Consider the following 25,731-nt stretch of genomic DNA (forward strand, 5'->3'; position numbering starts at 1 on the left):
GCGTGGATCGAGCCCTCAATACACCGTGGCGCGCCCCTGCACGAACGAATAGAAGAACACCGCATTCGGATCGTTCTGCACCAGGCGGAACTCGCGGCGCATGCCTTCCACCGTTTCCTCATCCACCGTGCCGGCCTGCAGCAGCTGGTCGGCGGCCGACAGCAGCAGCTGTTCCCAGAACGCGATCATCGTCTTGCGACGGGCCGGTTCGCGGTTGTCCAGGTGGATGGTCTTGATCTCGGTGTGCACATCGCGGAAACCGCCGGCCAACAGCAGGTTGCCCAGCTTGGCACCGACGAACGGATCGCCGCCATGGTCGTACTGGAAGTCGTTGAAGGCCATCCAGTAACGCCAGATGTGCGGTGAGTACGGATCGAGCAGGAACGAGGCGTTCATCACTTCGGTGATGTACACCGGCGATCCGGGGGCGAGTACGCGGCGCACTTCACTGAGCACGCGCGCCGGCGACGGTACATGCTCCAGCACCCAGCACAGGAACGCGGCATCGAAGCTGCGCGCTTCGAAGGGCAGCTCGCCTGCGTCGGCCTGCTGCAGCGTGTAGCGGTCGCTGCACCACGGCGTGCGGGCCAGGTTTTCGCGGGCAGTGGCCAACTGGGTCTCGCTCAGGTCTACGCCGGTCACGTGCAGTTCGGGGAAGCGGCGCAGCAGGATCTCGGTCTGCGCCCCCACGCCGCTGCCCACTTCCAGCAGGCGCCGCGCGCCGCTGTAGTCGATCTGGCCGAAGATGCTCGATTCCAGCAGGCGGGCCTGGGTCATCAGGCGCTGCTGCTCGGTGCCGGAGAATCCGTGCAGGTAGGTCGGGGAAGAGATCGGCGGGGTCATGGCGGGCTCGTGTGGAGGTCGAGTTTGCTGATGGGGTGTTGCGCCGCGGGCGGCGCAACGTTGCGTAGAGTCGAGCTTGCTCGACTGTTCTGAAAACCAGTCGAGCAAGCTCGACTCTACAAATGCGCCAGTCGAGCAAGCTCGACGCTACAAATGCGCTGGTCGAGCAAGCTCGACGCTACGGTAGGTTCGGTCAGGCGGCCGACGGCAACGCCGGTTCCCCGGCGATCAGGCGGTCGAAGTACTCGGTGGTCAGCGCGATCTGGCTCTGCGGGTCTTCGGCACGGTTGACCACCGCACGGAAGGCGGCGTTTTCCGGCCGGTCCTTGGCATACCAGCCCAGGTGCTTGCGCGCGATGCGCACACCCTGTGGTTCACCATAGAAGGCATGCAGCGCGTGCAGGTGGCCCAGCAGGATGTCGCGCACTTCGGCCAGCGAGGGCGGTGGCAGTTCCTGCCCGGTGGCCAGGTAATGCGCCACTTCGCGGAAGATCCACGGCCGGCCCTGCGCCGAGCGGCCGATCATCACCGCATCCACGCCGGTCTGCTGCAGCACGTAGGCGGCCTTCTGCGGTGAATCGATGTCGCCGTTGGCGATCACCGGAATGCGCAGCGCGGCCTTGATCTCGGCAATGGTGCTGTATTCGGCCTGGCCGGTGTAATGCTGGTCGCGGGTGCGGCCGTGCACGGCCAGCGCGGCGATGCCGCTGTCTTCGGCAATGCGGGCAATGAGCGGGCCATTGCGGTGGTCGCAATCCCAGCCGGTGCGGATCTTCAGGGTGACCGGCACCTCCACCGCGTTGACCACCGCTTCCAGGATGCGCGCCACCAGCTGCTCGTCGCGCATCAGCGCCGAACCGGCCCAGGCGTTGCACACCTTCTTGGCCGGGCAGCCCATGTTGATGTCGATGATCTGCGCGCCATGGTCGACGTTGTAGCGCGCCGCCTCGGCCAGCTGCTGCGGCTCGGTGCCGGCGATCTGCACGCTGATCGGCGCCGGCTCGCCGTCATGGTCCATGCGGTGGATCGACTTGCGCGTGTTCCAGAAGCGCGGGTCGCTGATGGTCATTTCCGAGGCGGCCAGGCCCGCGCCCAGCCGTTTGCACAGCAGGCGGAACGGCTTGTCGGTGACGCCGGCCATGGGCGCCAGCACGACGTTGGGGGCAATGGTGTACGGGCCGATCTGCATGCGCCCATTGTAGAGCGCGGGCGGCGGCACGGCGGTGTCGGCGGGCCCCGGGTTCAGGCCGATCGGCACCGACCTCATGCCGTACCGGCATCAGTAGATGCTTGACGGTTGCTTCCGCCGCCCCCACGGGCAGGCGATGGTGAGCGGCTAGCCCAGGCTTTCCCAGGCCTGGCCGGTGCCGATGGCGAAGGCCAGCCCCAGGCCCAGGCAGACCAGCGAACTGACCACCCAGAAGCGCCGGCCGTTGTAGCCGGGGCGGAGCAGCGCCAGCACCAAGCCCATCGCGGCACGTAGCAACAGCAGCGCGGCGATGCCGGGCAGCACCAGGCGGCTGGCCGGCAGCGGCGAGTGCCAGCCAGCGGCAGCCAGTGCGTACAGGGCCCAGGCCACCAGCACAGCGGTGATGCCGGCTGTCATCAGCGAGGGCCACCAGTGCCCGGCCTGTGCCAGCCGGACCATGCGCGCACCGGCACCGAAGCGTTCGTACCACGGGGCACCGAAGGCAATGCAAGCAATGTGTAGCAGCGCCGCGACGGCACTGCCGGCGGCCGCGACCAGCAGCCAGGGGAATCCGTCCATGTCCTGCCCAAGCGGGAAGCTGCGCGAATGGTGGGCGCAGGCCAGGGGGACGGCAATGCGACCGGCGGTCGCAGGAGCGTGGGGATGGGCAAAGAAAGCCCGGGTGCCTGCGCCCCCGGGCTTCTTCATCCACGCATCGCGTGGATTTACTTTGCTTCGGAATCGGCCGGGGTGAAGCGCGGCATCGCCGCAGCGGCGCCTTCCTTTTCGGTCGAGCGGCCGGCGAACTGGTTGGCGAAGCGCACGTGGCGGGCGAACGGGGCGTCGGCCACCTGCGCCAGCGAGGCCGCCAGCGCACCGTTGAAGGCGTCACCGGCACCGGTGGTGTCGATCGCCTGCACCTGCTCGGCGCCCACGCGGTAGTACGGCTGGGTGTCGCCGCGCAGGTTTTCGTCGGCATGCGAGACGAACACGCCCACCGAACCCAGGGTCACCACCACCGTGCCGTTGCCCACCAGCTTGCGACACAGCGCATGCAGGCTGGCGCCATCGAGCGCGGCCACGTCGTTGGCATCCACGCGCTCGCCGACATGGCGGCCGAGCAGGGCGGCGAACTCGGTCTCGTTCGGGGTGATCACATCGGCCAGCTTGAGCAGGCCGATGGTCGAGGGCGCGTCGGCCGGCGCGGTGTTGAGCACGGTGATGACACCGGCCTCGCGGGCGGTGGCCAGTGCCGCTTCAATGGTCTGCACCGGCGATTCCAGCTGCACCAGCACCACCTTGGCGGCGGTCAGCCGCGCCTGCTGCTGCTGCAGGAAGTCGGTGCTGAGCGCGGCGTTGGCGCCGGGGCCGATGACGATGGTGTTGCGGCCACGCGCGTCCACGTAGATGCCCGCGGTGCCGGTCGGCTCGCTGCTGGCCTCGGCGATCAGCCCGAACCCATCCTGCGCGGCCAGTTCGCGTGCGGTGGCGCCACCGGCGTCATCGCCGAGCGCGCACACGAAGTGCGTCTCGGCGCCGGCGCGGCAGGCGGCCACGGCCTGGTTGAAGCCCTTGCCACCCGGGCCGGTGCTGTAGCGGCCGGCAATGGTCGCACCCGGTGCCGGCAGCGACTCGCACCGCCACACGTGATCGACATTGAAGGAACCGACGACAACGACACTGCTGCTCATAGGGAATCTTTTCTCAACCAAGGGTTCAACTGAAGTGCGTCAGCACGCCGGCGATGGTGGCCGTCATGAAGGTGGCAATGGTACCGCCCAGCACCGCGCGCAGGCCGAACTTGGCCAGGTCGTGGCGACGTTCCGGGGCCAGGCCGCCGATGCCGCCGATCTGGATGGCGATCGAGCTGAAGTTGGCGAAGCCGCACAGCGCGTAGGTGGCGATCAGGCGGCCTTCGTCGGACAGGGTCACGCCGGCGATCTGGCCGTTCACGATCTGCGACAGTTCGGTGTAGGCCACGAATTCGTTGATCACCACCTTCTGGCCGATCAGCGAACCGACGGTGGTGGCATCGGCCCACGGGGTGCCGATCACCCAGGCGATCGGGGCCAGCACGTAACCGAAGATGGTCGACAGGTTGGTCGGCTTGCCGATCATCGCGGCCAGGCCGGTGACATCACCGATCCAGGTCAGCGGGGCGTTCAGCAGGGCGATCAGGGCGATGAAGGCCAGCAGCATGGCGCCGATGTTCAGCGCCAGCTTCAGGCCGTCACCGGCGCCGGCGGCGGCCGCGTCGATGATGTTGCTGGAGGTCTTCTCCACTTCCATCTTCACCGTGCCACGGGTCAGCGGGGTGCCGGTTTCCGGAATCAGCAGCTTGGCCACGACCAGGGTGGCCGGCGCCGCCATGATGCTCGCCGCCAGCAGGTGCTTGGCGTAGAACGCCTGCTGCACCGGGTCGCCGCCGCCGAGCATGCCCACATAGGCCGCCAGCACGCCGCCGGCGATGTGCGCCATGCCGCCGATCATCATGGTCAGCAGCTCGGACTGGGTCATCTTGGCAATGTACGGGCGCACCGTCAGCGGCGCCTCGGTCTGGCCGATGAACACGCTGGCGCAGACGCTGGTGGTTTCCGCACCGGACACGCGCATCACCTTGGTGATCGCCCACGCCATCACGCGCACGATCGCCTGCATGACGTTGAGGTGGTACATCACGCCCATCAGCGCCGAGAAGAAGATGATGGTCGGCAGCACCTGGAAGGCGAAGATGAAGCCGTAGTTCTGGGTGTCCATCAACGAGCCGAAGATGAACTTCGAGCCTTCGTTGACGAAGCTCAGGACCTTGACGAAGCCGTGGCCCAGCGCGTCGAACACGTCGCGGCCGCCCGGCACCAGGATCACCAGCGCCGCAAAGGCGATCTGCAGGGTGATACCGGTGGCAACCAGCTTCCAGTCAACCGCGCGCTTGTTGTTGGAAAACAACCAGGTGATGCCGATCAGCACCGCCAACCCGAACAGGCCGAAGCCGATCCTGCCCAAACCTTCGACCATGTGAGTGACTCCCCTGGGGCGTCGCGAAAAACGGGAAGCCTAGTGCAGGGCCGGGGCGGGGGCAAGGAAAAGCAGCGTGCAGGCGGCCATCGGTACCGATCAGGCCAGCAACGGCAAGGGCTTGCGGCCGGCGCCGGCAGGTAGAATGGGGTTCGATCCCGGCCCGGATGCGGGCCCGCAGCAGGAGATTTGCATGCACTACCGTCGCCTGGGCTCCACCGGCCTGCCGATTTCCGCCCTGTCCTTCGGCGCCTGGGTGACCTTCGGTGACCAGATCCCGCGCGACGAGGCCCGCAACCTGGTGGCCGCCGCCTGGGACCACGGCGTCAACTTCTTCGACAACGCCGAGGGCTATGCCAACGGCCGCGCCGAACAGGTGATGGGCGATGTGATTGCCGACCTGCGCCTGCCGCGCGATGGCTTCTGCGTGTCCAGCAAGGTGTTCTTCGGTAGCGCCAAGGACCCGCGGCCGACCCAGCGCGGCCTGTCGCGCAAGCACGTGACCGACGCCTGCCACGCCGCGCTCAAGCGTCTGCGGGTGGACTACCTGGACCTTTACTACTGCCACCGCCCGGACCCGGACGCACCGGTTGCCGAGACCGTGCATGCCATGGACACCCTGGTGCGGCAGGGCAAGATCCTCTACTGGGGCACTTCGGAATGGTCGGCTGCGCAGATCCAGCAGGCGCTGGACGTTGCCGAAGCACACAACCTGCAGGGCCCGTCGATGGAGCAGCCGCAGTACAACCTGCTGCACCGCGAGCGGGTCGAGGTCGAGTACGCGCCGCTGTACGCCCGCGCCGGCCTGGGCACCACCATCTTCTCGCCGCTGGCCTCGGGCCTGTTGACCGGCAAGTACGACCAGGGCATTCCCGCCGATGCGCGGCTGGGCCGGGAAGGGATGGAATGGCTGCAGGACCTGGTGCTGGGGGCCGACGCCGAGGCGCGCCTGGCCCAGGTACGCCGTTTCAGCGAGGTGGCGCGCGCGCTCGGCCAGGCCCCGGCCACGCTGGCCATCGCCTGGTGCCTGCGCAACCCGAACGTGTCCAGCGTGATCCTCGGCGCCAGCCGGGTCGGGCAGCTGCTGCAGAACCTGCAGGCGCTGGACGTGCTGGAGCAGGTGGATGCCGCCGGCTGGGCGCAGGTAGAAGCCGCGTTCGCCTGAACGACTGGGCCTCTCGCCTCTGCCTCTCGTAGCGTCGAGCTTGCTCGACGGCGCTTGCGAGTGGATCGCAAACGTCAGTCGAGCAAGCTCGACGCTACACGTGCGGATTTTGATTGATGATATCTATCGAAATTACGAATTCGATCATTAATCCCATCAATGAAAGTGAGAATGGTTGTTGATTGTCAACTGAGAATCATTATCATTTAACTCGTCCCTCGCACGAGTCCAGATGCTCATGAATGCTCAACCTGTACTGCTGCGCCCCGAAACGCTGACCCTCCGCGATCGTCCGGTCCGCGTCGTTCCGCCGGAAGAGGTCATCGACAGCGAAGCCCTGCTCAAGGGCCGTCGCGAAATCCTGATCCAGCACGGCGACCGCTTCTACCGCCTGCGGCACACCAGCAACGACAAGCTGATCCTGACCAAGTAACCGCGGTCTGGTCGCCCGCCTCCCTCCCTCCTGCCGGCAGCGCCGGCAGGGTGGGCGACCCGTCCGCGCCCGCTCTCTCCCCCTCGGTCTACCGCGTGCACCTTCCGGGTGTGCCGGTAACCGGGGGTTCCCCTGCCTGACCGACCGAACCCGATGACCCGCCATACCGCCCTCTGCCTTGCCGTCTGGATCGCGCTGCCGCTGTCCGCCCACGCCGCTGCTGCGGCCAGCGCCGCCCCGAGGCGCGCGAATTCGACCGCGTGCAGGTCACTGCCACGCGCACCGAGCGCGCGGTCAGCGACGTAGCCGCCACCGTCGATGTGATCGACCGCGAACAGATGGATCGCCATCTGGTGCAGGACATCAAGGATCTGCTGCGCTACGAGCCGGGCCTGTCGGTCAGCCGCAGCGCGGCGCGCTTCGGCCTGGGCAGCATCCGCATCCGCGGCCTGGACGGCAATCGCGTGCGCGTGCAGACCGATGGCATCGCAATGCCGACCAGCTTCAACATCGGCTCGTTCTCCAACGCCAACCGCAACTTCACCGATCTGGACACGCTCAAGCGCGTGGAGATCGTGCGCGGCCCGGCCAGCTCGTTGTACGGCTCGGACGCACTCGGTGGTGTAGTGGCGTTCGTCACCAAGGATCCGGCCGATTACCTCAAGGACGGCAAGGACAGCTACGTCGGCCTGAAGTTCGGCTACGACGGCGAGTGGAAAGGTCTGCTTGGCGGGGTGACCAGCGCCTTCGGTGGTGAGCACTGGAGCGGCATGGTCAACATCAACCATCGCCAGGGCCAGGAAACCGACAACAAGGGCGACGTGCGCAGCCTGGACAACACCCGCACCGCCCCCAATCCGCAGGACCGCGACGGTCGCAGCGGCCTGGCCAAGCTGGTCTACGCACCGAGCGAGGACCAGCGCTTCCGCTTGACCGTGGAAGGCAACGAAGACAACACCGACACCAACGTGCTGTCCTCGATCGACCGAACCACCACCACCGGCATGAAGGCACGCGATACGCAGAACCGCACCCGCGTGTCGTTCGCGCATGAAATGGATGCGCTGGACAAGGGCTTCGCCGACAGCCTGCACTGGCAGTTGTACACCCAGCACAGCGAAACCACCCAGATCACCGACGAAGACCGTGCCAACCGCAGCCGTCGCCACCGCGAGTTCAACTTCGACCAGCGCGTGTATGGCCTGCAGGCCCAGTTCAACAAGGCCTTCAGCACCGGCAGCGTCGAGCACGCGCTGACCTATGGCTTCGAGGGCGCACGCACCGAGATCCGCCAGAAGCGCGATGGCTTCCAGGTCCTGGCCAACGGCCAGACCAGCACCACCATCCTGCCCGATGCGTTCCCGGTCCGCGATTTCCCGATCAGCAAGACCACCGAGCTGGGCCTGTACGCACAGGATGAAATGCGCCTGGCGGACGGCAAGCTGTCGCTGGTGCCCGGCGTGCGCGTGGACCGCTACGAACTGAAGCCGGAGGTGGACAGCATCTTCGCCGAAGACAACCCGGGCGTGGCAGTGGCCAAGCTGACCAAGACCAGCGTCTCGCCGAAGTTCGGCCTGGTCTACCGCTTCACCGACCAATGGTCGCTGTTTGCCGGCTACTCGCACGGCTTCCGTTCGCCGCCGTACAACGACGTCAACCTCGGCTTCACCAATTTCGCCTTCGGCTACACCGCCATTCCCAATCCGGACCTGAAGCCGGAAACCAGTGATGGCATGGAACTGGGCCTGCGCTTCCTGTCGCCGGCCGCCTACGTCAGCGTCAGCGGCTACTACAACGAGTACAAGGACTTCATCGAGTCGCAGTCGCTGGTGGGTACCAACGCACAGGGCCTGATGGTGTTCCAGTCGCGCAACATCGCCGACGCCCGCATCTACGGCGCCGAACTGAAGGCCGGCGTCGACTTCGGCCAGATCAGCCCGAGCCTGCAGGGCTGGGCACTGCGCAGTGCGGTGGCGTGGTCGCGTGGCGACAACAAGACCGAGGATGTACCGCTGGATTCGGTCGACCCGCTGCGTGGCACCGTCGGCCTGATGTATGACACCGACACCTGGGGCGTGGAACTGGCCGGCACCTTCGTCAAGCGCAAGGACCGCGTCGCTTCGGCCACGGTGTACCGCCCGGCCGGCTACGGTGTGGCCGACCTGATGGCGCACTGGAACTTCGCCCCGGGCGCCACCTTCAACGTCGGCGTGTTCAACCTGGGCGACAAGCGCTACATCGATTGGTCCAACGTCGGGTCGACGCTGTCGCCGACCAGCCGCGTGCTGGACCGCTATACCAGCCCTGGCCGCACCCTGTCGGCCAGCCTTGCCGTGTCCTGGTGATCCCATGAGCCGAGCCCTGTCCGCCCGTCGTCTGCCGTCCATCCTGCCGCACCCTGCGCAGCAGGCCTGGCCCACGCCGGCGCAGCTGGCAGCGCTGGGCACCGTGTTGTGCCTGTACCACGCCGACGGCAGCGAACTGGGTGGCTGGCACCAGGCGGTGCGCGTACATGCCTGCCAGGGCGTGGACAGCGAGGGGCTGCGCGAAAGCCTGTGCTTCCTCGATGGCCGTGGCCGCTGCGTGTGGCGGCTGTACCTGCTGCCGGACAGCGATTTCCTGGCCTGGGACCGGCTGGTCGCATCGCTGCCACCGGGCCCGGAGCACGACAGCGATGGCAGCGTGGGCGAACGCCTGTGGCGGCGCCTGGCCGGTCATCTGGGCGGGCAGCGCTGGCGCCTGTGCGCACTGCGCCTGCACGCTGCCGACGAGGGCCGCACGCTGGCCGCGAGCCTGTCCACGTTGTCGTCACTGGGCGCGGCCACGGCACGCCGCATCGCACGCATGGAAGGTGCCGAGGGTGAACTGGCGATCGACGACTGCTGCTGCGCCGATGCGGCGCGGCGCCCGGCGCCACGCGTCCCCGGCGATCTGCCGCTGATCCGCCTGTGATCCCTCTTTGATGGAACGCCCGACGGCCACGGATGGCCTCTCAACGAACCTGCAACCCCGAAGGAAGACCCCGATGAAGTTCCAGACAGCCAGCGCCCTGCTGTTGCTCGCCGCCAGCGGCGTGGCCAGCGCGCAGCCCTCCGACATCGCCCGCGACCATGACAGCATCCTGGCCATGCAGGGCGAGTACACCGTCGATTTCGCCTTCGACGAAACCGTGCTGCTGAAGCCGGGCTACGAGCGTGCGCCGGCGATGCGCAGCGGCGGCAACGAAGTGGTCATCGTGGTCGAGGACACTCCGAAGCGCATCGTGCTGCAGCACCTGCTGCTGGACGAGAAGAGCGGCCACATCACCAAGCACTGGCGCCAGGACTGGGTGTACGAAGCGCCCAACCGTTTCGAGTTCAGCGCCGACCAGACCTGGCAGGTGCGCAGCATTCCGGCCGCCGTGAACCAGGGCGCCTGGACCCAGTGCGTGTACGAAGTGAGCGATGCCCCGCGCTACTGCGGCACCGGCAAATGGAGCTACACCAACAACGTGCCGAGCTGGACCAGCGACCTGAGCTGGCGTCCGCTGCCGCGTCGTGAGTACACCAAGCGCAGCGACTACAACGCGCTGGCCGTGATCAACCGCCACACGCTGACCCCGAACGGCTGGACCCACGAACAGTTCAACACCAAGGTGCAGCGCAACGCCGATGGCAGCCAGGTGGAGATCGCCCGCGAGTTCGGTTTCAACGACTACGTGAAGACCACCGAGATCGACTTCACGCCGGCGCGCAACTACTGGAAGGCCACCGCCGGCTACTGGGCCAAGGTGCGCCAGCGCTGGGACGGCTTCCTCGGCCAGGCCCCGGGCGTGCACCTGAAGACCAAGATCGACGGCATGGCGATGATCATTCCGCTGTTCACCCAGGCCGAAGAGATCCAGGCCGGCAAGAAGGTGAAGGACACGCAGATCGACGCGGTGTTCGCCGAGTTTGTCGAAAAGGCGCCAAAGGAAGGTTGATCGGCACCGCATCCACGCCATGCGTGGATGCCTTCATTCCTTGAACATCAAGAACGCCGCCGCCACGATCAACCCGAACGCCGCATAGTGGTTCCACTTCAGCGGCTGGCCCAGGTAGAACGCGGAGAACACCGCGAACACCAGCAGCGTGATCACCTCCTGCATGCCTTTCAGCTGCGGCGCCGAATACACCGCGCTGCCCAGCCGGTTACCCGGCACCTGCAGGCAGTACTCGAAGAAGGCGATGCCCCAGCTGACCAGGATCACCGTCATCAGCGGTGCGCTCTTGTACTTCAGGTGGCCGTACCAGGCGAAGGTCATGAAGATGTTGCTGCCCAGCAGCAGCAACACCGGGTACAGGTAGGCGGCGAACGACGTGCCAGGCATCCGGGCGATCTCATGGGGTGGGGCGCGCAGCATAGCTGCTGCCCCACCCGCAGCGTGTCACGACCGCGTCAGGCTTCGCGCAGGGCCAGCGCCGGCGGCGTGTGCAGGATGCGGCGGGTGCCCCACCAGCCGGCCAGCAGGCTCAGCCCGATACCGGCCAGCCCGCCCAGCAGCAGGCCCGGCCACGGCGGCAGCAGCGGCAGCTCGAACACCTTCTGCGAAACCACCACACCGATGGCCGCGGCCGCGCCCACCGCAAGCAACGCGGCCAGCGTGCCGAGCGCACCGAACTCGACCAGCACCGCGCCACGCAGCTGGCGCCGGGTCGCGCCCAGCGTGCGCAGCACCGCGCTGTCATACCGCCGCTCGCCGGCGGTGGCCTGCAGCGCTGCCAGCAGCACCAGCACGCCGGCCAGCAGGCTGAACACCATCACCAGCTGCACCGCCTGCGCCACCCGCTCCATCACATCGCGCACCTGCGAGATCACCGCATCCACATCCAGCAGCGACAGGTTCGGCTGCGCGCGCACCAGCTCGCCCAGCCCGGCGGCCTTGCCGGCCGGCAGGTGGAACGCCGACAGCAGGTTGTGCGGGGTGTCACCCACCGCATTGGGGTTCAACAGCACGAAGAAGTTGGGCCGGAAGGTGTTCCAGTCCGCCTTGCGTACGCTGGTGACGGTGAATTCGCGCTCCTGCTCGCCCACCGCAATGCTGATGCGGTCGCCGGGGTACACGCCGTAGCGCTTGGCCCAGCCGATCTCCACCGAGGCTTCCGGTGCGGTGCTGTCGGCCTTCCAGAACGTGCCATTGACCAGCGTGTTGGCCGGCGGGAAGGTGCTGCGCCAGCTGAAGTTCAACGGCCGGTTCTCATCATCGTCGTCGCGCTGGCCTTCGCCCTGATCCGCTTGGCCGCTCTGTTCCGGCGTGCGGTCCACCCGCAGCGGCGGCTTGCCGTTGATCGCGATCAGGCGCCCGGTGGCCATCGGTTCGATGCTGGCGTCGTTGGCGCCGAGCCCGCGCAGCGTGGCCAGTACGTCCTGGCGCTGTTCGGGCTGGATGTTGATCAGGAAGTAGTTCGGTGTATCGGCCGGCAGTCGCTCGCGCCACTGTTGCAGCAGGCCGGGTCCGGTCACCGCCAGCAGCAGCAGCGCACACAGCGACAACGACAGCCCGACCAGCTGCATCACCGCCAGCAGCCGGCGCCGGGTCAGTGCGGCCAGACCCAGCCGCCAGTTGCCGTGCAGGCGGTGCTGCAGGCCGCGCAGCAGCTGCAGCAGCACGAAGCCGACCGCGCCGGCCGCCACCGCCAGCGCGGCCAGGCCGCCCAGCACCCACAGCGCCAGTTTCAGGTCACCGGTGACCTGCACCGCCAGCAGCAGGCTGGCGCCCAGCGCGGCCACGTAGGCCAGCAGCGAGGCCGGCGGCAGCGCGGCGAAGGAGCGGTTGAGCACGCGCATCGGCGGCACCCCGCGCAGGCGCAGCAGCGGCGGCAGGCCGAAGCCGAACAGCAGCAACAGGCCGATGCCCGCGCCGGTCAGTGCCGGCATCGCTTCGGGCAGCGGCAGGCGCTGCGGCACCAGGCTGCCCAGCACCTGCACCAGGCCTTCCTGCGCGGCCATGCCAAGGCCGATGCCGAGCGCGCAGGCCGGTACCGCCAGCATCAGCAGCTGCAGCGCCAGGCCAAGCAGGACGTCGCGCTGGCGTGCGCCCAGGCAGCGCAGCACCGCCACCTGGTCGATGCGGCGCAGGGCGAAGCGGTTGGCCGCCAGTGCGGTTGCCACGCCGGCCAGCAGCACCGCCAGCAGCGCACTCAGGCCGAGGAAGCGGCCGGCCAGGTCGAAGGCCTGGCGCACGCCGCGCTGGGTGTCGTCCACACTCAGCAGGCGCTGGCCCTTCACCTGTGGCAGCAGCCACTGGCGCAGCACGGCAACCTGGTCGGCCGGACCGGCGAACATCAGGCGATAGTTGACCCGGCTGCCGGGGCCGAGCAGCCCGGTGCCTTCCACATCGGCGCGGTTGACCAGCAGGGTGGGCGAGAGCGTCAGCAGATCGCCGCCGGTGTCCGGCTCGGCCTCGATGATGCCGGCGATACGCAGCGTGCCGCTGCCGAATTCGAGGTCATCGCCGGCCTTCAGCCCCAGCCCCTGCAGCAGGCGCGGGTCGGCATAGGCCTGGCCCTGCGGCGGCATGCCAGCGTTGTCGATCAGCGCACCGCCGGGTGTGGCGCGCACCCGCAGCGTGCCCCGCAATGGGTAGCCGGCCTGCACCGCCTTGATGCTGGCCATCTGGCTGGCATCGCCCTGGAACAGCACACTGCCGAAACTGGCGATGCGGGTGTGTGCCAAGCCACGGCGCTGCGCTTCTTCGGCGAAGGCCGCCGCCGGATCGGTGCGGCCGGCAATGCCGAGGTCGCCGCCGAGCATCTCCGCTGCGCTGCCGGTCAGCGCCAGGTTGACCCGGTTCACCAGCGTGCCGACCGCGGTCATCACCGCCACGCCCAGCACCAGCGCGGCGAACACGGTCAGCAGGTCGCCGGCCAGGGCTTCGCGACGCAGCGCGCGCCACGCATGCCGCAGCAGGTTCATGCCTGGGCCCCGTGTTCGACCGGCAGCAGGCGGCCGTTGTCGATGCGGTGGATGTACTGGCAGCGCTGGGCCAGGCGCAGGTCATGGGTGACCAGCACCAGCGTGGTGCCGCTGCCGGCATTGAGTTCGAACAGCAGGTCGCTGATGTGCTGGCCGGTGGCGTGGTCCAGCGAGCCGGTCGGTTCGTCGGCAAACAGGATGTGCGGGCGGGTGACGAAGGCGCGTGCCAGTGCCACCCGCTGCTGCTCGCCACCGGACAACTGGCGCGGATAGTGGCGGGCGCGGTGGGACAGGCCGACCTGGGCCAGCACCTCATCGACCCGCGCGCGGTCCTCGCGGCCGGCCAGTTCCAGTGGCAGCGCGACGTTCTCGGCGGCGGTCAGCGCCGGCAGCAGGTGGAAGCTCTGGAACACGAAGCCGACGGTGCGCGCGCGCAGCTGCGCCCGCGCTTCTTCATCCAGGCTGCCCAGATCCTGCCCGGCCACCGCGATGCGGCCACGGCTGGGCAGGTCCAGCCCGGCCAGCAGGCCGAGCAGGGTGGTCTTGCCGGAACCTGAAGCGCCGACGATGGCCACGCTGGTGCCTTCATGGACGGTCAGGGTGATGTTGTCCAGTATGTGGACTTCACCCTCCGGGCCCTGCACGGATTTGCCGACCTGGTCGACGGCGATGGCGACGGACGCGCTGCGGGGGGACAGGCTGTCGATGAGGAGACTCCAATGCGCAAGACGGGATGGAGCCGGCGAGCCGGCGCGATGATGGTGCTGCTGCTAGCGTTGCTGCTGTTGCCCGGGCTGGCCTGTGCCAAAGGTCCGGCCGGTACCGTGCTGGTGCTCGGCGACAGCCTCAGTGCTGCCCACAATATCCCCGCCGATGCCGGTTGGGTCAGCCTGCTGGACAAGCGGGTCAGGCAGCAGTCGAAAACCCCGCCGCGCATCGTCAATGCCAGCATGAGCGGGGAAACCACCGCCGGTGCGCTGACCCGCCTGCCGGGCCTGCTGGCGAAGGAGAAGCCGAGCGTGGTGGTGATCGCGCTGGGCGGCAACGACGCGCTGCGCGGGCTGACCCCGCTGCAGGTGCAGGCGAACCTGGAAAAGATGGTGCAGGCCAGCCAGAAGGCCGGGGCCAAGGTGCTGCTGCTGGGCATCGACGTGCCGCCCAACTATGGCCCGGCCTACCGCCAGCGCCTGGCCGCGGTCTATCGCGCGCTGTCCACGCAGTACAAGGTGCCGCTGCTGCCGTTCCTGCTCGAAGGCGTGGCGCTGCAACCGGGCATGATGCAGGCCGACGGCCTGCACCCTACGGCACAGGCGCAGCCGAGGGTGCTGGACAACGTCTGGCCGTTGCTCAGGCCGCTGCTCTGAACTGTTTGTTTTCCTCTTGACGGAACTTCACATCACGTCCACCGTCGATGCGGCATGTTTCACAAAGCTGAAGTTAGAGGGAATCACATGCGTCAGACGAAGGAGACCTCCGGCTTGGTGCTGGTGGTCGAAGACAACCGCAACATCTCCGAGATGATCGGGGAATACCTGGAAGGTCGCGGCTTCGAAGTCGACTATGCACAGGACGGCCTGGATGGCTACCGCCTTGCGGCGGAAAACAGCTATGACGTCGTGGTGCTCGACTTGATGTTGCCGCGCCTGGATGGCATCGAAGTGTGCCGTCGCCTGCGCAACGATGCGCGCAAGTCCACCCCGGTGCTGATGCTCACCGCACGCGACACGCTGGACGACAAACTCACCGGCCTCGGTTTCGGTGCCGATGACTACCTGACCAAGCCGTTCGCGATCCAGGAACTGGAAGCCCGCCTGCGCGCGCTGATCCGCCGCGAACGTCGCCAGGTCGGTTCGGAAGTACTCAAGGTCGCCGACCTGGTGCTCGATCCGGTCAGCATGCGTGCCACCCGTGCCGGTACCGAGCTGCAGCTGTCGCCGATCGGCCTGCGCCTGCTGACCATCCTGATGCGCGAATCGCCGCGCGTGGTCACCCGCCAGGAAATCGAACGCGAGATCTGGGGCAATGGCCTGCCCGATTCGGACACCCTGCGCAGCCATCTGTACAACCTGCGCAAGATCATCGACAAGCCGTTCGACCGTCCGCTGCTGCACACCGTGCAGAGTGCCGGTTACCGCATTGCCGACATCGCCCAGCCGATGGCCTGAGCGGAGCCCGCGCCGGTGCAGATGCAGGCACGGCCGGGCAACGGCCCAGCAGGATCAGGCCGATGAGCCGCCGGCAGCGCCGGCGGTCATCTGTCGTGCACGACTACGGCGCGGTGCGCTGCCTATAATCGCAGCGCTCTGACCGGGACTCCGTAATGCCGCACGGCCTGCCGCGCAAGATCCGTATCGCTTTCATCCTGCAGGCAGTGCTGGCCAGCCTGGGCATCCTGCTGGGTGCCTGGCTGGTATCGCTGGTGATCAAGCACAGCCTGGTCGGCGCCGCCCTGCGCGAGGAGGCGGCGTACTACTGGACGCTGCACGACGCCTCGGCGGTGCAGCCACCGCCGAACACCCAGAACATCCGCGGCTATCTGCTGGAAAACGGGCAGTCGGCGCTGAGCCTGCCGGCCAACCTGCGCAACCTGGAACCGGGCTTCCACGAGCTGCCCAAGGACGACCAGCTGGTGCTGGTGGATGTACGCCCCGCCGGCCGCCTGTACCTGGTGTTCCTGCGTTCGCGCGCGGAGATGCTGGCGTTCTGGTTCGGCATCGTGCCGGTGCTGTTGACCCTGCTGGCGGTGTATGGCGCCAGCTGGGTGACCTATCGCGCGTCCAAGCGCCTGGTATCGCCGGTGAACTGGCTGGCACGGCGGGTGTCGCGCTGGGACCCGGGTCACCCGGAGGCGGCCGATCTGGAGCCGAACAAGCTGCCCGCCGACATGCAGGGCGAGACCCGTCAGCTGGCCGCCGCACTGCATTCGCTGGCCAACCGGGTCAGCGCGCATGTGGCGCGTGAACGCAACTTCACCCGCGATGCCAGCCACGAACTGCGCACGCCGCTGACCGTCATCCGCGTGGCCAGCGACATGGCGCTGGGCGATGAGACCCTGGAGCCGCGCCTGCGCCGCAGCCTGCAGCGCATCCAGCGCGCCGGGCGCGACATGGAAGCGGTGATTGACGCGTTCCTGATCCTGGCCCGCGAGGCCGATGTCGAGCCGCAGATCGAACTGTTCGACGTCAACGACATCGTCCGCTACGAAGTGGACAACGCCAACGAGCTGCTGGGCAGCCGTCCGCTGTCGGTGCACCTGCACAGTGATGGCCCGGTGCAGCTGCATGCGCCGCCGCGGGTGCTGCAGGTGGTGGTCAGCAATCTGGTGCGCAATGCCTGCAGCTACACCGACGAAGGGCGCATCGACGTGTCCGTGCATAACGATCGGGTGGTGGTGCGCGATACCGGCATCGGCATGTCGGCCGAGGCACTGGCGCGGGCGTTCGAGCCGTTCTACCGCGCCGAGCCGAGCCGCCCGCAGGGCACCGGCCTGGGCCTGTCGATCGTGCGCCGGCTGTGCGACCGCTTCGGCTGGAAGGTCAGCCTGAGCAGCGAACCGGGGCAGGGCACCGAAGCCACGGTGATCTTCCGCTGACGCGGCACCTGCCGCCTCGGTAGATGCCGACCTTGGTCGGCGCGTTCAACAGGATTCACGCCGGTGCCCTATGCCAACCAAGGTTGGCATCTACCGGAGCGCGTGCGCGTGGCAACCTCCGGCACACGCCTACCTCAGTTGCAGTTGACCTTCGGCGCCAGCGCCTGGGTCCAGATCGCATAGCCGGCCGGGGTCATGTGCAGCATGTCCTCGCGGAACAGCTTCGGATCCGGCTGGCCGTCGGTACCGAGCATCGGCGTGTAGATGTCGGTGTAGCCGGTATTGGGCAGTCTGGCCAAGGCGGCCTTGATCAGCGTGTTGGCCTGGTTGATCGCCGGCAGCAGGTGCGCACGCGATGGGCTCGGCTTGATCGACAGGTACTCCACCGTGGTCTTCGGCAGGTAGCGATGCACGCGCTGCACGAAGGCGACCACGTCGTCGCGCACCTGGGTCGCGCTGCGGCCGCTGTTGAGGTCGTTGTCACCGGCGTAGAAGAACACCTTGCACGGTGCATACGGCACTACGATGCGGTCGGCATACCAGGTACTGTCGCGCACTTCCGAACCGCCGAAGCCGCGATTGAACACCGGCTGGCCGGGGAAGTCGGTGGCCAGGCTCTCCCAGTAGCGGATGGAGGAGCTGCCGATGAACTCGATGCCGCCGCGCGGTGGCGGGTTGGCGCGGTCAGCGCGGGCGAAACGGGCCATGTCGTCGGCCCAGGCCACGTTGGAGACCTGTTCGGGCACATGCGGTGCCGAGGGAGGGCTCAGGGCCTGCGCCAACGGTGCGGCGCTCAGCAGGCCCAGCATCAGCAGGCAGGTAGGGCGGCGGGACATCAGGTGCTCCAGCAGGCGGGGACCCCATCTTAGAAGGGCGCGGCGATGCGGTGCTTGCCTCTGGCAGGCCATTCGCCGGGGCGATCCAGGGTATGGCGGCTGGCCTTGTGGCAAAATGGCGTCCATCTGCCTATTCCTGTGCACCCATGATTCCCTGCCGTGCGTCTGAGCGGTCGCTGCGCCGCGCCCCTGTTGCTGGATGCTTCGCCCGTGGCTGACCACTTCGGCCACATGCCCCGGGGCCCGCGTCGCATCTTCCAGGCCGCCCGCTGGTCCTGGCAGGGCCTGCGTGCCGCCTGGCTGCACGAGTCCTCGTTCCGGCTCGAGGTCTACCTGCTGGTGCTGTTGACCCCGCTCGCGATCTGGCTGGGCCAGACCCCGGTGGAGCGCGCGCTGCTGATCGGCTCGATGCTGCTGGTGCTGGCGATGGAGCTGGCCAACTCGGCCATCGAGGCGGTGATCGAACGCTATGGCAGCGAGATCCACGAGCTGGCCGGCCGCGCCAAGGACATGGGCTCGGCGGCGGTGTTCGTGCTGATGATGAACGTGCTGCTGTGCTGGGCCCTGGTCGTGGTTCCGCACGCGCTGGCCGGAACCTACGGCTGAAACCCCATTCCCCCACTGCCTTGAAGAGATTCCATGTCCTTTGAGTTCCTCGCCGACCCCAACGCCTGGGTGACCCTGTTCACCCTCAGCGCGCTGGAAATCGTGCTCGGCATCGACAACCTGGTGTTCATTTCCATCGCGGTCAGCAAGCTGCCCGAAGAGCGCCGTCCGTTCGCACGCAAGCTCGGCATCGCCGTGGCGTGCATCACCCGCATCGCGCTGCTGGTGTCGCTGGCCTACCTGGCACACATGTCGGCCAACCTGTTCACCGTGGCCGGCATGGGCATCTCCATCCGCGACCTGGTGCTGATCGTCGGTGGCCTGTTCCTGATCATCAAGGGCTACATGGAGATCAAGGAGCTGATCACCGGTGGCGAAGACGAGAACCCGGCCACCAGCAAGGCGTCGGGCGTATTCGGCATGGTCATCCTGCAGATCGCCATCATCGACATCGTGTTCTCGCTGGACTCGGTGATCACCGCCGTCGGCATCGCCGACCACATTCCGGTGATGGTCGCCGCCATCCTGCTGTCGGTGCTGGTGATGCTGCTGGCCGCCAACCCGCTGGGCCGCTTCATCGATGCCAACCCGACCGTGAAGATGCTGGCGCTGGCCTTCATCCTGCTGATCGGTGCGGTGCTGATCCTGGACGGTCTGGACGTGCACGTGCCCAAGCCCTACATCTACGCCGCGATGGGCTTCTCGGTGCTGGTGGAGTGGCTGAACCTGCTGATGCGCCGCCGCGCACGCGAACACCACGTGCCGGGTGCCGGCGACTGGTAATCGCATGACCCCGAACCCCCGGCCAACGCCGGGGGTTCTGCGTTCTGCCTTGTAGAGCCGAGCCCACGCTCGGCTGCTTTTGCCGCGGTGTACGGCAGCCGAGCGTGGGCTTGGCTCTACAGGGATGGGTGCAGCGGCCACTTGTGAACGCGGATCAACAGTGTTTTCCCGGGGCGAGGCTTAATCGCCCGCAGCAAAGCGCGCAGGCTACGCACCTGCCCGTTTCCGCCCCCAGGAACCCCCATGAACTCCCGAGCCGCCCTGCTGGCCCTCGCCGTCGGCGCTTTCGCCATCGGCACCACTGAATTCGCACCGATGGGCCTGCTGCCGGTCATCGCCGACGGCGTCGGCGTCGGCATTCCCACCGCCGGCATGCTGATCACCGCCTATGCCGTGGGCGTGATGCTGGGCGCCCCGGTGATGACCCTGCTGATGGGGCGCTTCGGCAAGCGCACCGCGCTGATGCTGCTGATGTCGATCTTCGTGGTCGGCAACCTGCTGTCCGCGCTGGCGCCGAACTACGGCCTGCTGCTGTTGTCGCGGCTGGTCACCAGCCTCAACCACGGTGCCTTCTTCGGCATCGGCGCGGTGGTCGCCGCCAGCCTGGTACCGAAGGAAAAGCAGGCCGCTGCCGTGGCCACCATGTTCATGGGCCTGACCATCGCCAACATCGGTGGCGTGCCGCTGGCCACCTGGGTGGGCCAGCAGCTGGGCTGGCGCCTGTCCTTTGCCGGCACGGCGGTGCTGGGCCTGATCGCGATCACCGCGCTGGGGCTGGCCCTTCCGGCCTCGGCGCCGGGCCCGCGCCCGGACGTGCGCCGCGAGTTGAAGGCCATTGCGCAGCCGCAGGTGCTGCTGGCGATGGCCACCACGGTGCTGGGTGCGGGCGCGATGTTCACCCTCTACACCTACGTGGCGCCGGTGCTGACCGAACTGACCGGCGCCTCCAATGCCTTCATTGCGATGTCGCTGGCGCTGATCGGCATCGGTTTCACCTTCGGCAACGGTATCGGTGGCCGCATGGCCGACTGGTCGCTGGATGGCGCCACCCGCATCCTGCTGGCGGTCCTGGCCGTGCTGATGTTCGTGCTGCCGTTGGCCTTCATGAGCCACGCCACCGCCGCGGTGGGTGTGTTGCTGTTCGGTGCGGCGACCTTCGCCATCGTGCCGCCGCTGCAGATCCGGGTGATGCAGGCGGCCAGCGAAGCGCCGGGCCTGGCCTCGTCGATCAACGTGGGTGCGTTCAACCTGGGCAATGCGCTGGGGGCTGCGCTGGGGGGCGGTGATCAGCCTGGGCCTGGGCTACGCCGCGATTCCGGTGGCCGGTGGCCTGCTGGCGGCTGCCGCGCTGGTGTTGGCGTGGTGGGGGCGGGTGCGTTCCCCGGTGGCCGAAGCCTGCTGAGGGGTGGGTTCCGGCAGGGCTTGCAGCCCTGCACCCGCCTTGGATCAACGTCAACATCAAGAGCGGGTGTGCTGAGGGATGGCGGGGTGGGTCCGGTGTCAGGGGACGGCGCAAGTACGTCCATGTAGCCTCGGTCGCGCCATCCATGGCGCTCACGCCCCTGCCACCGGACCCACCCCGCCTTCGACAGTTTCCTGCGGTCTGTCGGAACGGCATCCCGCTTGGGTGCGTGTCGACCTCCCGCTCTGGTAGGTGTCGACCTTGGTCGACACGAATGCCTGAAGCATGGGCTTTTGCTTCTGCTCTTTCTTTTGATCTTCCCGCGGTGCGCAGGAAACCGTATGAGGCCGGGCGGGTGGGCATGGTGGGGGTATCCGCGCCATGGATGGCGCGGTTAAGCCTCCATGGACGGATTCACGGCGTCCCTCGCCATGCCCACCCGCCCTGACTACCCCGGCCATCCATGAGCACCACCACCGCGGAGGGGCAGCGCCCGATGGCCGACACTTTCCACACGCTCATTAACACCGGCCATGGCATGCTCGGCGCCAAGCCCACCCGGAACCTCCGCCATGCGCCTGTTCACCCGTGTCCTGCCCCTGATGCTGCTGGCCTCCCTGTTGTCCGGCTGTGGCTACAACGCGATCCAGCAGAAGGATGAAGCGGTCAAGGCCAGCTGGTCCGAAGTGCTCAACCAGTACAAGCGGCGCGCCGATCTGGTGCCCAACCTGGTGCAGACCGTGAAGGGCTTCGCCAGCCAGGAAGAGCGCGTGCTGACCGAAGTCACCAACGCCCGTTCGCGCGTCGGCCAGATCAACGTCAACGCCGATGACGAGGCTTCGCTCAAGCAGTTCCAGCAGGCCCAGGGCGAACTCGGCAGTGCGCTGTCGCGGCTGCTGGTGGTCACCGAGAACTACCCGGTGCTGAAGTCGGACCAGAACTTCCGCGACCTGCAGGCGCAGCTGGAAGGCACCGAAAACCGCATTACGGTGGCTCGTGGCCGCTACATCCAGCAGGTGCAGGACTACAACACCTACATCCGCTCGTTCCCGCAGGTGATCACCGCCAAGATCTTCGGCTACAAGACCAAGCCGAACTTCACCGTGGAAAACGAAGCGCAGATCTCCAACGCGCCGGCGGTCGATTTCGGCAACGCACCGCAGCAGCAGCCGGCCCCGCAGCCGGGTCACTGACCCATGCGCCTGACCACTGCGCTGCTGGCCCTGCTGCTGTGGCTGCCGCTGGCGTCGCAGGCGCAGCAGCTGGCGCCGATTCCGGCGCTGGATTCGCCGGTGGTCGATACCACCGGCACGCTCGATGCCACGCAGAAGCAGGCGCTGGTACAGCAGGCGCTGGACCTCCAGCAGCGCAAGGGCAGCCAGCTGCAGGTGCTGGTGATACCCACGACCCAACCGGAAGACATCGCGCAGTACACCACGCGTGTCTTCGACCAGTGGCAGATCGGCCGCAAGGGCGTGGATGACGGTGTGCTGCTGGTGGTGGCCAAGGACGACCGGCGCGTGCGCATCGAACCGGGCTACGGCCTGGAAGGGGCGATCCCCGACGCCATCGCCAACCGCGTCATCCAGGAATATCTGGTGCCGCGTTTCCGCGCCGGCGACTACGCCGGTGGCATCACCGATGCCACTGCGGTGCTGGTGAAGATCGTCGAGGGTGAAGCACTGCCTGCGCCGGTCAGCAGCCAGCGTGGCCGCGAGCCCGAGGGTGGCGGCGATACCTGGTTCCTGGCGCTGTTCATCGGCGTGTTCGCCGGCAGCATCCTGCGCGGCGTGTTCTCGCGCGTACCGCGACCGCTGCGTGGCCTGCTGGGCGGTGCCGGTGCAGCACTGGCGGCGTTCCTGTTCACCTCAACCCTGCTGGCCAGTGGCCTGGCGGGCATCGTGGGCCTGATTGTGGCGATGCTCTCCGGCCACCCGGGCCGCTTTGCCGGTGGCGGCGGCTGGGGCGGGGGCAGCTGGGGCGGCGGAGGCGGCTTCGGCGGAGGGGGTGGATTCGGTAGCGGCGGTGGCTGGGGCGGCGGCGGTGGCCGTTCCGGCGGCGGCGGTGCTTCGGGAGGCTGGTGATGATCCAACGTCTGTGTCGCCATGTGTTCTCGCCCTCGGTACGGCGGGCGTTCCCGCCGGCCACGCTGCAGGCGATCACCGAGGCCATCGCCGCCGGTGAGCAGCGCCATGGCGGGCAGGTGATGTTCGCGGTGGAGGCCGACCTGCCGCTGGACGCGCTGTGGCAGCGGGTCACCCCGCGCCAGGCCGCCGAGCAGGCGTTCGCCCGACTGCGCACCTGGGATACCGCCCATAACAATGGCGTGCTGATCTACCTGCTGCTGGCCGACCACGCCATCGAGATCGTGGCCGACCGTGGCCTGCACGGACGGGTCAGCCCGGCGCAATGGCAGCGGGTCTGCACCCATCTGCGCGAGGGCCTGCGCGGTGCCAATCCGGTGGCGGCGCTGCAGGGGGCCATCGATGAGGTGTCGAGCCTGATTGAAGGGCACTTTCCGGCCGCGGCGCGGTCCGAGGATGACGCGTTGCCGGACACCCCGCAGATCCTGGGCTGAACCCCGTTCTGCGATGTGTGGGCCGACCCGTGCCGATGCCGGCCCGGGGCCGGGCCGGGACGCTAAAATGTCCGTACTCCTGCCAGGCGTCTTCCATGATCTATTTCCACGACATCGACCCCATCGCCCTCTCGCTGGGGCCGATCAAGGTGCATTGGTACGGCATCATGTACCTGCTGGGCTTTACTGCGGCCTGGCTGCTGGGCCGTAAGCGCATTGCCGACGGGCGCCTGCCGGGGGTCGATGCCAATGGCTTCTCCGACCTGCTGTTCTACGCCATGCTGGGCGTGGTGCTGGGCGGGCGCATCGGCTACATGCTGTTCTACGCGCTGGGCGATTTCCTGCACAACCCGCTGCTGCTGTTCAAGGTGTGGGATGGCGGCATGAGCTTCCACGGCGGCCTGCTGGGCGTGCTCGGTGCCTGCTGGTGGTGGTCGCGCAAGCACAAGCTGCATTTCTTCGACACCATGGATTTCATGGCGCCGCTGGTGCCGCTGGGCCTGGGCTTCGGCCGCATCGGCAACTTCATCGGCGCCGAGCTGTGGGGCAAGTACACCGATGGCACGTGGGGCGTGGTGTTCCCGTCCGGCCTGCCGGCGCCGCTGAACCAGCTCGATCACGCGACGCTGCAGGCGCAGTTCGCCAGCGGCGGGCTGAACCCGTTCGCCCGTCATCCCTCGCAGCTGTATGAAGCCTTCCTGGAAGGCCTGGTGATGTTCGTGGTGCTGTGGGCGGTGTCGGCCAAGCCGCGCCATCGCTACCTCGTCGGTGGCCTGTTCGCGCTGATGTACGGCCTGTTCCGCTTCGCGGTGGAGTTCGTGCGCATGCCCGACAACGGTGTCTACGTCGCGTTCGACTGGCTGACCCGGGGCCAGATCCTGAGCCTGCCGCTGATCGCCTTCGGCCTGGTGCTGCTGGTGATGTCGCGCCGTGCGCCGGTGTTGCAGCCGCAGCCGCAGCCGCCGGTGGCCGCCGAGGGCAAGGCATGAAGCCCTACCTGGACCTGCTCTCGCATGTGCTCGAACACGGCGCGGAGAAGAGTGATCGCACCGGCACCGGCACCCGCAGCGTGTTCGGCTGGCAGATGCGCTTCATCCTCAACGAAGGCTTCCCGCTGGTCACCACCAAGAAGCTGCACCTGCGCTCGATCATCCACGAGCTGCTGTGGTTCCTGAAGGGCGACACCAACATCGGCTACCTGAAGGACAACCAGGTGCGGATCTGGGACGAGTGGGCCGACGCCAACGGCGATCTCGGCCCGGTGTACGGCAAGCAGTGGCGCAGCTGGGCCACTGCCGATGGCGGCGCGATCGACCAGATGCAGTGGCTGGTGGACGAGATCAAGCGCAACCCCGATTCGCGGCGGCTGGTGGTCAGCGCCTGGAACGTGGGCGAGCTTTCGCAGATGGCGCTGATGCCGTGCCACAACCTGTTCCAGTTCTATGTGGTGGACGGCAAGCTCAGCTGCCAGCTGTACCAGCGCAGCGGCGACATCTTCCTCGGCGTGCCGTTCAACATCGCCAGCTACGCGCTGCTCACCCACATGGTGGCGCAGGCCACCGGCCTGGGTGTCGGCGACTTCGTGCATACGCTGGGCGATGCGCACCTGTATTCGAATCACTTCGAGCAGGCGCGCGAGCAGCTGTCGCGCGAACCGCGCGCACTGCCCAGGTTGTGGTTGAACCCCGAAGTGACCGATCTGTTCGGTTTCCAGTTCGACGACATCCGCATCGACGGCTACGACCCGCATCCGGCGATCAAGGCACCGGTGGCGGTGTGAGCGCGATGAAGCTGTCGATGATCGTGGCGCTGGACCGCAACCGTGGCATCGGCCAGGGCAATGCGATGCCCTGGCATCTGCCGGACGACTTCAAGCACTTCAAGGCGCTGACCCTGGGCAAGCCGATCTTGATGGGGCGCAAGACCGCCGAATCGATCGGGCGGGTGTTGCCGGGGCGGACCAACCTGGTGCTTACCCGCAGCGGCCAGGTGCCGTTCGAGGGCATGCGTGCGGTGGCGTCGCTGGAGGAGGCCAAGGCGATTGCCGAAGGCGAGGGCGCCAGTGAGCTGTGCATCATCGGCGGCGGCGAGATATTCCGCCAGCTGCTGGACCAGGCCAGCGACCTGTACCTGACCTGGGTCGATGCGGAGGTGCCGGCTGACACCCATTTCCCTGAAGTGGATGCGCAGGACTGGCAGGAAGTGAGCAGCGAGCCGCACCCGGCCGACGAGCGCCACGCCTACGCGTTCCGCTTCGCGCACTACACGCGCCGCTGAGGGCAACGCACGAGTAGAGTCGAGCTTGCTCGACTGCTCTTGGCGGATACACACGGCTTCGTCGAGCAAGCTCGACGCT

General features: G+C 67.6%; 24 protein-coding genes and 2 pseudogenes. 17 read left to right on the forward strand and 9 right to left on the reverse strand.

Annotation, left to right across the window (positions count from 1 at the left end):
* Positions 1 to 15 precede the first annotated feature (15 nt).
* The 5 genes from N4G47_RS01875 to N4G47_RS01895 all read right to left on the reverse strand — a co-directional run bounded on the left by N4G47_RS01875 (position 16) and on the right by N4G47_RS01895 (position 5,047).
* Entirely contained in the window at positions 16 to 843 is an 828-nt protein-coding gene (locus N4G47_RS01875) for a methyltransferase domain-containing protein (protein WP_107229881.1), read from the reverse strand.
* Positions 844 to 1,036: 193 nt separating this feature from the next.
* On the reverse strand, positions 1,037 to 2,032 hold the full coding sequence (gene dusB, locus N4G47_RS01880; protein WP_475289878.1) for a tRNA dihydrouridine synthase DusB: 996 nt from the start codon (positions 2,030 to 2,032) through the stop codon (positions 1,037 to 1,039).
* Between the two features lie 147 nt (positions 2,033 to 2,179).
* The gene (locus tag N4G47_RS01885; protein ID WP_475284909.1) at positions 2,180 to 2,611 is read right to left on the reverse strand and encodes a hypothetical protein; all 432 of its coding nucleotides are present in this window, start codon (positions 2,609 to 2,611) and stop codon (positions 2,180 to 2,182) included.
* A 146-nt stretch (positions 2,612 to 2,757) separates the two neighbouring features.
* Positions 2,758 to 3,723: a ribokinase gene (locus tag N4G47_RS01890; protein WP_475284911.1), complete on the reverse strand. Its 966-nt coding sequence runs from the start codon at positions 3,721 to 3,723 to the stop codon at positions 2,758 to 2,760.
* A 25-nt stretch (positions 3,724 to 3,748) separates the two neighbouring features.
* Entirely contained in the window at positions 3,749 to 5,047 is a 1,299-nt protein-coding gene (locus N4G47_RS01895; protein ID WP_107229884.1) for a NupC/NupG family nucleoside CNT transporter, read from the reverse strand.
* 193 nt (positions 5,048 to 5,240) lie between these two features.
* On the opposite strand from N4G47_RS01895, the gene N4G47_RS01900 reads away from it, so the two are divergent.
* The 5 genes and pseudogenes from N4G47_RS01900 to N4G47_RS01920 all read left to right on the forward strand — a co-directional run bounded on the left by N4G47_RS01900 (position 5,241) and on the right by N4G47_RS01920 (position 10,606).
* Positions 5,241 to 6,212: an aldo/keto reductase gene (locus N4G47_RS01900; RefSeq protein ID WP_409460922.1), complete on the forward strand. Its 972-nt coding sequence runs from the start codon at positions 5,241 to 5,243 to the stop codon at positions 6,210 to 6,212.
* A gap of 238 nt (positions 6,213 to 6,450) precedes the next feature.
* The gene (gene hemP / locus N4G47_RS01905) at positions 6,451 to 6,645 is read left to right on the forward strand and encodes a hemin uptake protein HemP (protein ID WP_005412278.1); all 195 of its coding nucleotides are present in this window, start codon (positions 6,451 to 6,453) and stop codon (positions 6,643 to 6,645) included.
* 153 nt (positions 6,646 to 6,798) lie between these two features.
* Positions 6,799 to 8,990 (forward strand): annotated as a pseudogene (locus tag N4G47_RS01910) (TonB-dependent hemoglobin/transferrin/lactoferrin family receptor).
* Positions 8,991 to 8,994: 4 nt separating this feature from the next.
* Complete coding sequence (locus N4G47_RS01915) at positions 8,995 to 9,597, forward strand: Hemin transport protein (protein ID WP_475284914.1); 603 nt, start codon at positions 8,995 to 8,997, stop codon at positions 9,595 to 9,597.
* 73 nt (positions 9,598 to 9,670) lie between these two features.
* The gene (locus N4G47_RS01920; RefSeq protein ID WP_475284916.1) at positions 9,671 to 10,606 is read left to right on the forward strand and encodes a DUF6607 family protein; all 936 of its coding nucleotides are present in this window, start codon (positions 9,671 to 9,673) and stop codon (positions 10,604 to 10,606) included.
* Positions 10,607 to 10,639: 33 nt separating this feature from the next.
* Here N4G47_RS01920 and N4G47_RS01925 read toward each other — a convergent pair whose 3' ends face one another.
* The 3 genes from N4G47_RS01925 to N4G47_RS01935 all read right to left on the reverse strand — a co-directional run bounded on the left by N4G47_RS01925 (position 10,640) and on the right by N4G47_RS01935 (position 14,222).
* Positions 10,640 to 10,993 carry a DMT family protein gene (locus N4G47_RS01925; protein WP_106550131.1) on the reverse strand — a complete coding sequence of 118 codons (354 nt, stop codon included), beginning with the start codon at positions 10,991 to 10,993 and terminating at the stop codon, positions 10,640 to 10,642.
* A gap of 68 nt (positions 10,994 to 11,061) precedes the next feature.
* Positions 11,062 to 13,578 carry an ABC transporter permease gene (locus tag N4G47_RS01930; RefSeq protein ID WP_475284918.1) on the reverse strand — a complete coding sequence of 839 codons (2,517 nt, stop codon included), beginning with the start codon at positions 13,576 to 13,578 and terminating at the stop codon, positions 11,062 to 11,064.
* A complete protein-coding gene (locus tag N4G47_RS01935) occupies positions 13,575 to 14,222 on the reverse strand; it encodes an ABC transporter ATP-binding protein (RefSeq protein WP_309334487.1) in 648 nt (215 codons plus the stop codon). The genes N4G47_RS01930 and N4G47_RS01935 overlap by 4 nt, the downstream gene beginning before the upstream one ends.
* A 75-nt stretch (positions 14,223 to 14,297) precedes the next feature.
* Here N4G47_RS01935 and N4G47_RS01940 point away from each other — a divergent pair, with 75 nt between their 5' ends.
* From N4G47_RS01940 to N4G47_RS01950, 3 genes are all read left to right on the forward strand, one after another.
* Positions 14,298 to 14,942 (forward strand): arylesterase, encoded by a 645-nt coding sequence (locus N4G47_RS01940; RefSeq protein ID WP_475284921.1) that lies wholly within the window; start codon positions 14,298 to 14,300, stop codon positions 14,940 to 14,942.
* 87 nt (positions 14,943 to 15,029) lie between these two features.
* Positions 15,030 to 15,743 carry a response regulator transcription factor gene (locus tag N4G47_RS01945; protein ID WP_002811889.1) on the forward strand — a complete coding sequence of 238 codons (714 nt, stop codon included), beginning with the start codon at positions 15,030 to 15,032 and terminating at the stop codon, positions 15,741 to 15,743.
* A gap of 155 nt (positions 15,744 to 15,898) precedes the next feature.
* A complete protein-coding gene (locus N4G47_RS01950; protein WP_475284923.1) occupies positions 15,899 to 17,170 on the forward strand; it encodes a sensor histidine kinase in 1,272 nt (423 codons plus the stop codon).
* A gap of 134 nt (positions 17,171 to 17,304) precedes the next feature.
* On the opposite strand, the gene N4G47_RS01955 is transcribed toward N4G47_RS01950, so the two are convergent.
* Positions 17,305 to 18,006: an SGNH/GDSL hydrolase family protein gene (locus N4G47_RS01955; RefSeq protein WP_475284925.1), complete on the reverse strand. Its 702-nt coding sequence runs from the start codon at positions 18,004 to 18,006 to the stop codon at positions 17,305 to 17,307.
* Between the two features lie 210 nt (positions 18,007 to 18,216).
* On the opposite strand from N4G47_RS01955, the gene N4G47_RS01960 reads away from it, so the two are divergent.
* The 9 genes and pseudogenes from N4G47_RS01960 (at position 18,217) to N4G47_RS02000 (ending at position 25,652) form a co-directional block, all read left to right on the forward strand.
* Positions 18,217 to 18,612, forward strand: coding sequence for a diacylglycerol kinase (locus N4G47_RS01960; RefSeq protein ID WP_107230410.1), 396 nt, complete (start codon positions 18,217 to 18,219; stop codon positions 18,610 to 18,612).
* Positions 18,613 to 18,645: 33 nt separating this feature from the next.
* On the forward strand, positions 18,646 to 19,395 hold the full coding sequence (locus N4G47_RS01965; protein ID WP_106467106.1) for a TerC family protein: 750 nt from the start codon (positions 18,646 to 18,648) through the stop codon (positions 19,393 to 19,395).
* Positions 19,396 to 19,638: 243 nt separating this feature from the next.
* A pseudogene (locus N4G47_RS01970) lies at positions 19,639 to 20,797 on the forward strand (MFS transporter).
* Between the two features lie 572 nt (positions 20,798 to 21,369).
* Entirely contained in the window at positions 21,370 to 21,990 is a 621-nt protein-coding gene (locus N4G47_RS01975; RefSeq protein ID WP_069139522.1) for a LemA family protein, read from the forward strand.
* Positions 21,991 to 21,993: 3 nt separating this feature from the next.
* Positions 21,994 to 22,881, forward strand: coding sequence for a TPM domain-containing protein (locus tag N4G47_RS01980; protein ID WP_475284928.1), 888 nt, complete (start codon positions 21,994 to 21,996; stop codon positions 22,879 to 22,881).
* The gene (locus N4G47_RS01985) at positions 22,881 to 23,375 is read left to right on the forward strand and encodes a TPM domain-containing protein (RefSeq protein ID WP_249841882.1); all 495 of its coding nucleotides are present in this window, start codon (positions 22,881 to 22,883) and stop codon (positions 23,373 to 23,375) included. The genes N4G47_RS01980 and N4G47_RS01985 overlap by 1 nt, the downstream gene beginning before the upstream one ends.
* A 95-nt stretch (positions 23,376 to 23,470) precedes the next feature.
* The gene (lgt, locus tag N4G47_RS01990) at positions 23,471 to 24,364 is read left to right on the forward strand and encodes a prolipoprotein diacylglyceryl transferase (RefSeq protein ID WP_475284930.1); all 894 of its coding nucleotides are present in this window, start codon (positions 23,471 to 23,473) and stop codon (positions 24,362 to 24,364) included.
* Complete coding sequence (locus N4G47_RS01995) at positions 24,361 to 25,155, forward strand: thymidylate synthase (protein WP_475284932.1); 795 nt, start codon at positions 24,361 to 24,363, stop codon at positions 25,153 to 25,155. Before lgt ends, N4G47_RS01995 begins: the two co-directional genes overlap by 4 nt.
* A gap of 5 nt (positions 25,156 to 25,160) precedes the next feature.
* Complete coding sequence (locus N4G47_RS02000; protein WP_475289879.1) at positions 25,161 to 25,652, forward strand: dihydrofolate reductase; 492 nt, start codon at positions 25,161 to 25,163, stop codon at positions 25,650 to 25,652.
* Positions 25,653 to 25,731 lie beyond the last annotated feature (79 nt).

The organism is Stenotrophomonas sp. GSD10, from assembly GCF_056172695.1.

Bases quoted from the DNA above. Each gene is read 5' to 3' on its own strand.
- N4G47_RS01875 (WP_107229881.1), bottom strand. From the start codon at position 843: ATGACCCCGCCGATCTCTTCCCCGACCTACCTGCACGGATTCTCCGGC.
- dusB (WP_475289878.1), bottom strand. From the start codon at position 2,032: ATGCAGATCGGCCCGTACACCATTGCCCCCAACGTCGTGCTGGCGCCC.
- N4G47_RS01885 (WP_475284909.1), bottom strand. From the start codon at position 2,611: ATGGACGGATTCCCCTGGCTGCTGGTCGCGGCCGCCGGCAGTGCCGTC.
- N4G47_RS01890 (WP_475284911.1), bottom strand. From the start codon at position 3,723: ATGAGCAGCAGTGTCGTTGTCGTCGGTTCCTTCAATGTCGATCACGTG.
- N4G47_RS01895 (WP_107229884.1), bottom strand. From the start codon at position 5,047: ATGGTCGAAGGTTTGGGCAGGATCGGCTTCGGCCTGTTCGGGTTGGCG.
- N4G47_RS01900 (WP_409460922.1), top strand. From the start codon at position 5,241: ATGCACTACCGTCGCCTGGGCTCCACCGGCCTGCCGATTTCCGCCCTG.
- hemP (WP_005412278.1), top strand. From the start codon at position 6,451: ATGAATGCTCAACCTGTACTGCTGCGCCCCGAAACGCTGACCCTCCGC.
- N4G47_RS01915 (WP_475284914.1), top strand. From the start codon at position 8,995: ATGAGCCGAGCCCTGTCCGCCCGTCGTCTGCCGTCCATCCTGCCGCAC.
- N4G47_RS01920 (WP_475284916.1), top strand. From the start codon at position 9,671: ATGAAGTTCCAGACAGCCAGCGCCCTGCTGTTGCTCGCCGCCAGCGGC.
- N4G47_RS01925 (WP_106550131.1), bottom strand. From the start codon at position 10,993: ATGCCTGGCACGTCGTTCGCCGCCTACCTGTACCCGGTGTTGCTGCTG.
- N4G47_RS01930 (WP_475284918.1), bottom strand. From the start codon at position 13,578: ATGAACCTGCTGCGGCATGCGTGGCGCGCGCTGCGTCGCGAAGCCCTG.
- N4G47_RS01940 (WP_475284921.1), top strand. From the start codon at position 14,298: ATGCGCAAGACGGGATGGAGCCGGCGAGCCGGCGCGATGATGGTGCTG.
- N4G47_RS01945 (WP_002811889.1), top strand. From the start codon at position 15,030: ATGCGTCAGACGAAGGAGACCTCCGGCTTGGTGCTGGTGGTCGAAGAC.
- N4G47_RS01950 (WP_475284923.1), top strand. From the start codon at position 15,899: ATGCCGCACGGCCTGCCGCGCAAGATCCGTATCGCTTTCATCCTGCAG.
- N4G47_RS01955 (WP_475284925.1), bottom strand. From the start codon at position 18,006: ATGTCCCGCCGCCCTACCTGCCTGCTGATGCTGGGCCTGCTGAGCGCC.
- N4G47_RS01965 (WP_106467106.1), top strand. From the start codon at position 18,646: ATGTCCTTTGAGTTCCTCGCCGACCCCAACGCCTGGGTGACCCTGTTC.
- N4G47_RS01975 (WP_069139522.1), top strand. From the start codon at position 21,370: ATGCGCCTGTTCACCCGTGTCCTGCCCCTGATGCTGCTGGCCTCCCTG.
- N4G47_RS01980 (WP_475284928.1), top strand. From the start codon at position 21,994: ATGCGCCTGACCACTGCGCTGCTGGCCCTGCTGCTGTGGCTGCCGCTG.
- N4G47_RS01985 (WP_249841882.1), top strand. From the start codon at position 22,881: ATGATCCAACGTCTGTGTCGCCATGTGTTCTCGCCCTCGGTACGGCGG.
- lgt (WP_475284930.1), top strand. From the start codon at position 23,471: ATGATCTATTTCCACGACATCGACCCCATCGCCCTCTCGCTGGGGCCG.
- N4G47_RS01995 (WP_475284932.1), top strand. From the start codon at position 24,361: ATGAAGCCCTACCTGGACCTGCTCTCGCATGTGCTCGAACACGGCGCG.
- N4G47_RS02000 (WP_475289879.1), top strand. From the start codon at position 25,161: ATGAAGCTGTCGATGATCGTGGCGCTGGACCGCAACCGTGGCATCGGC.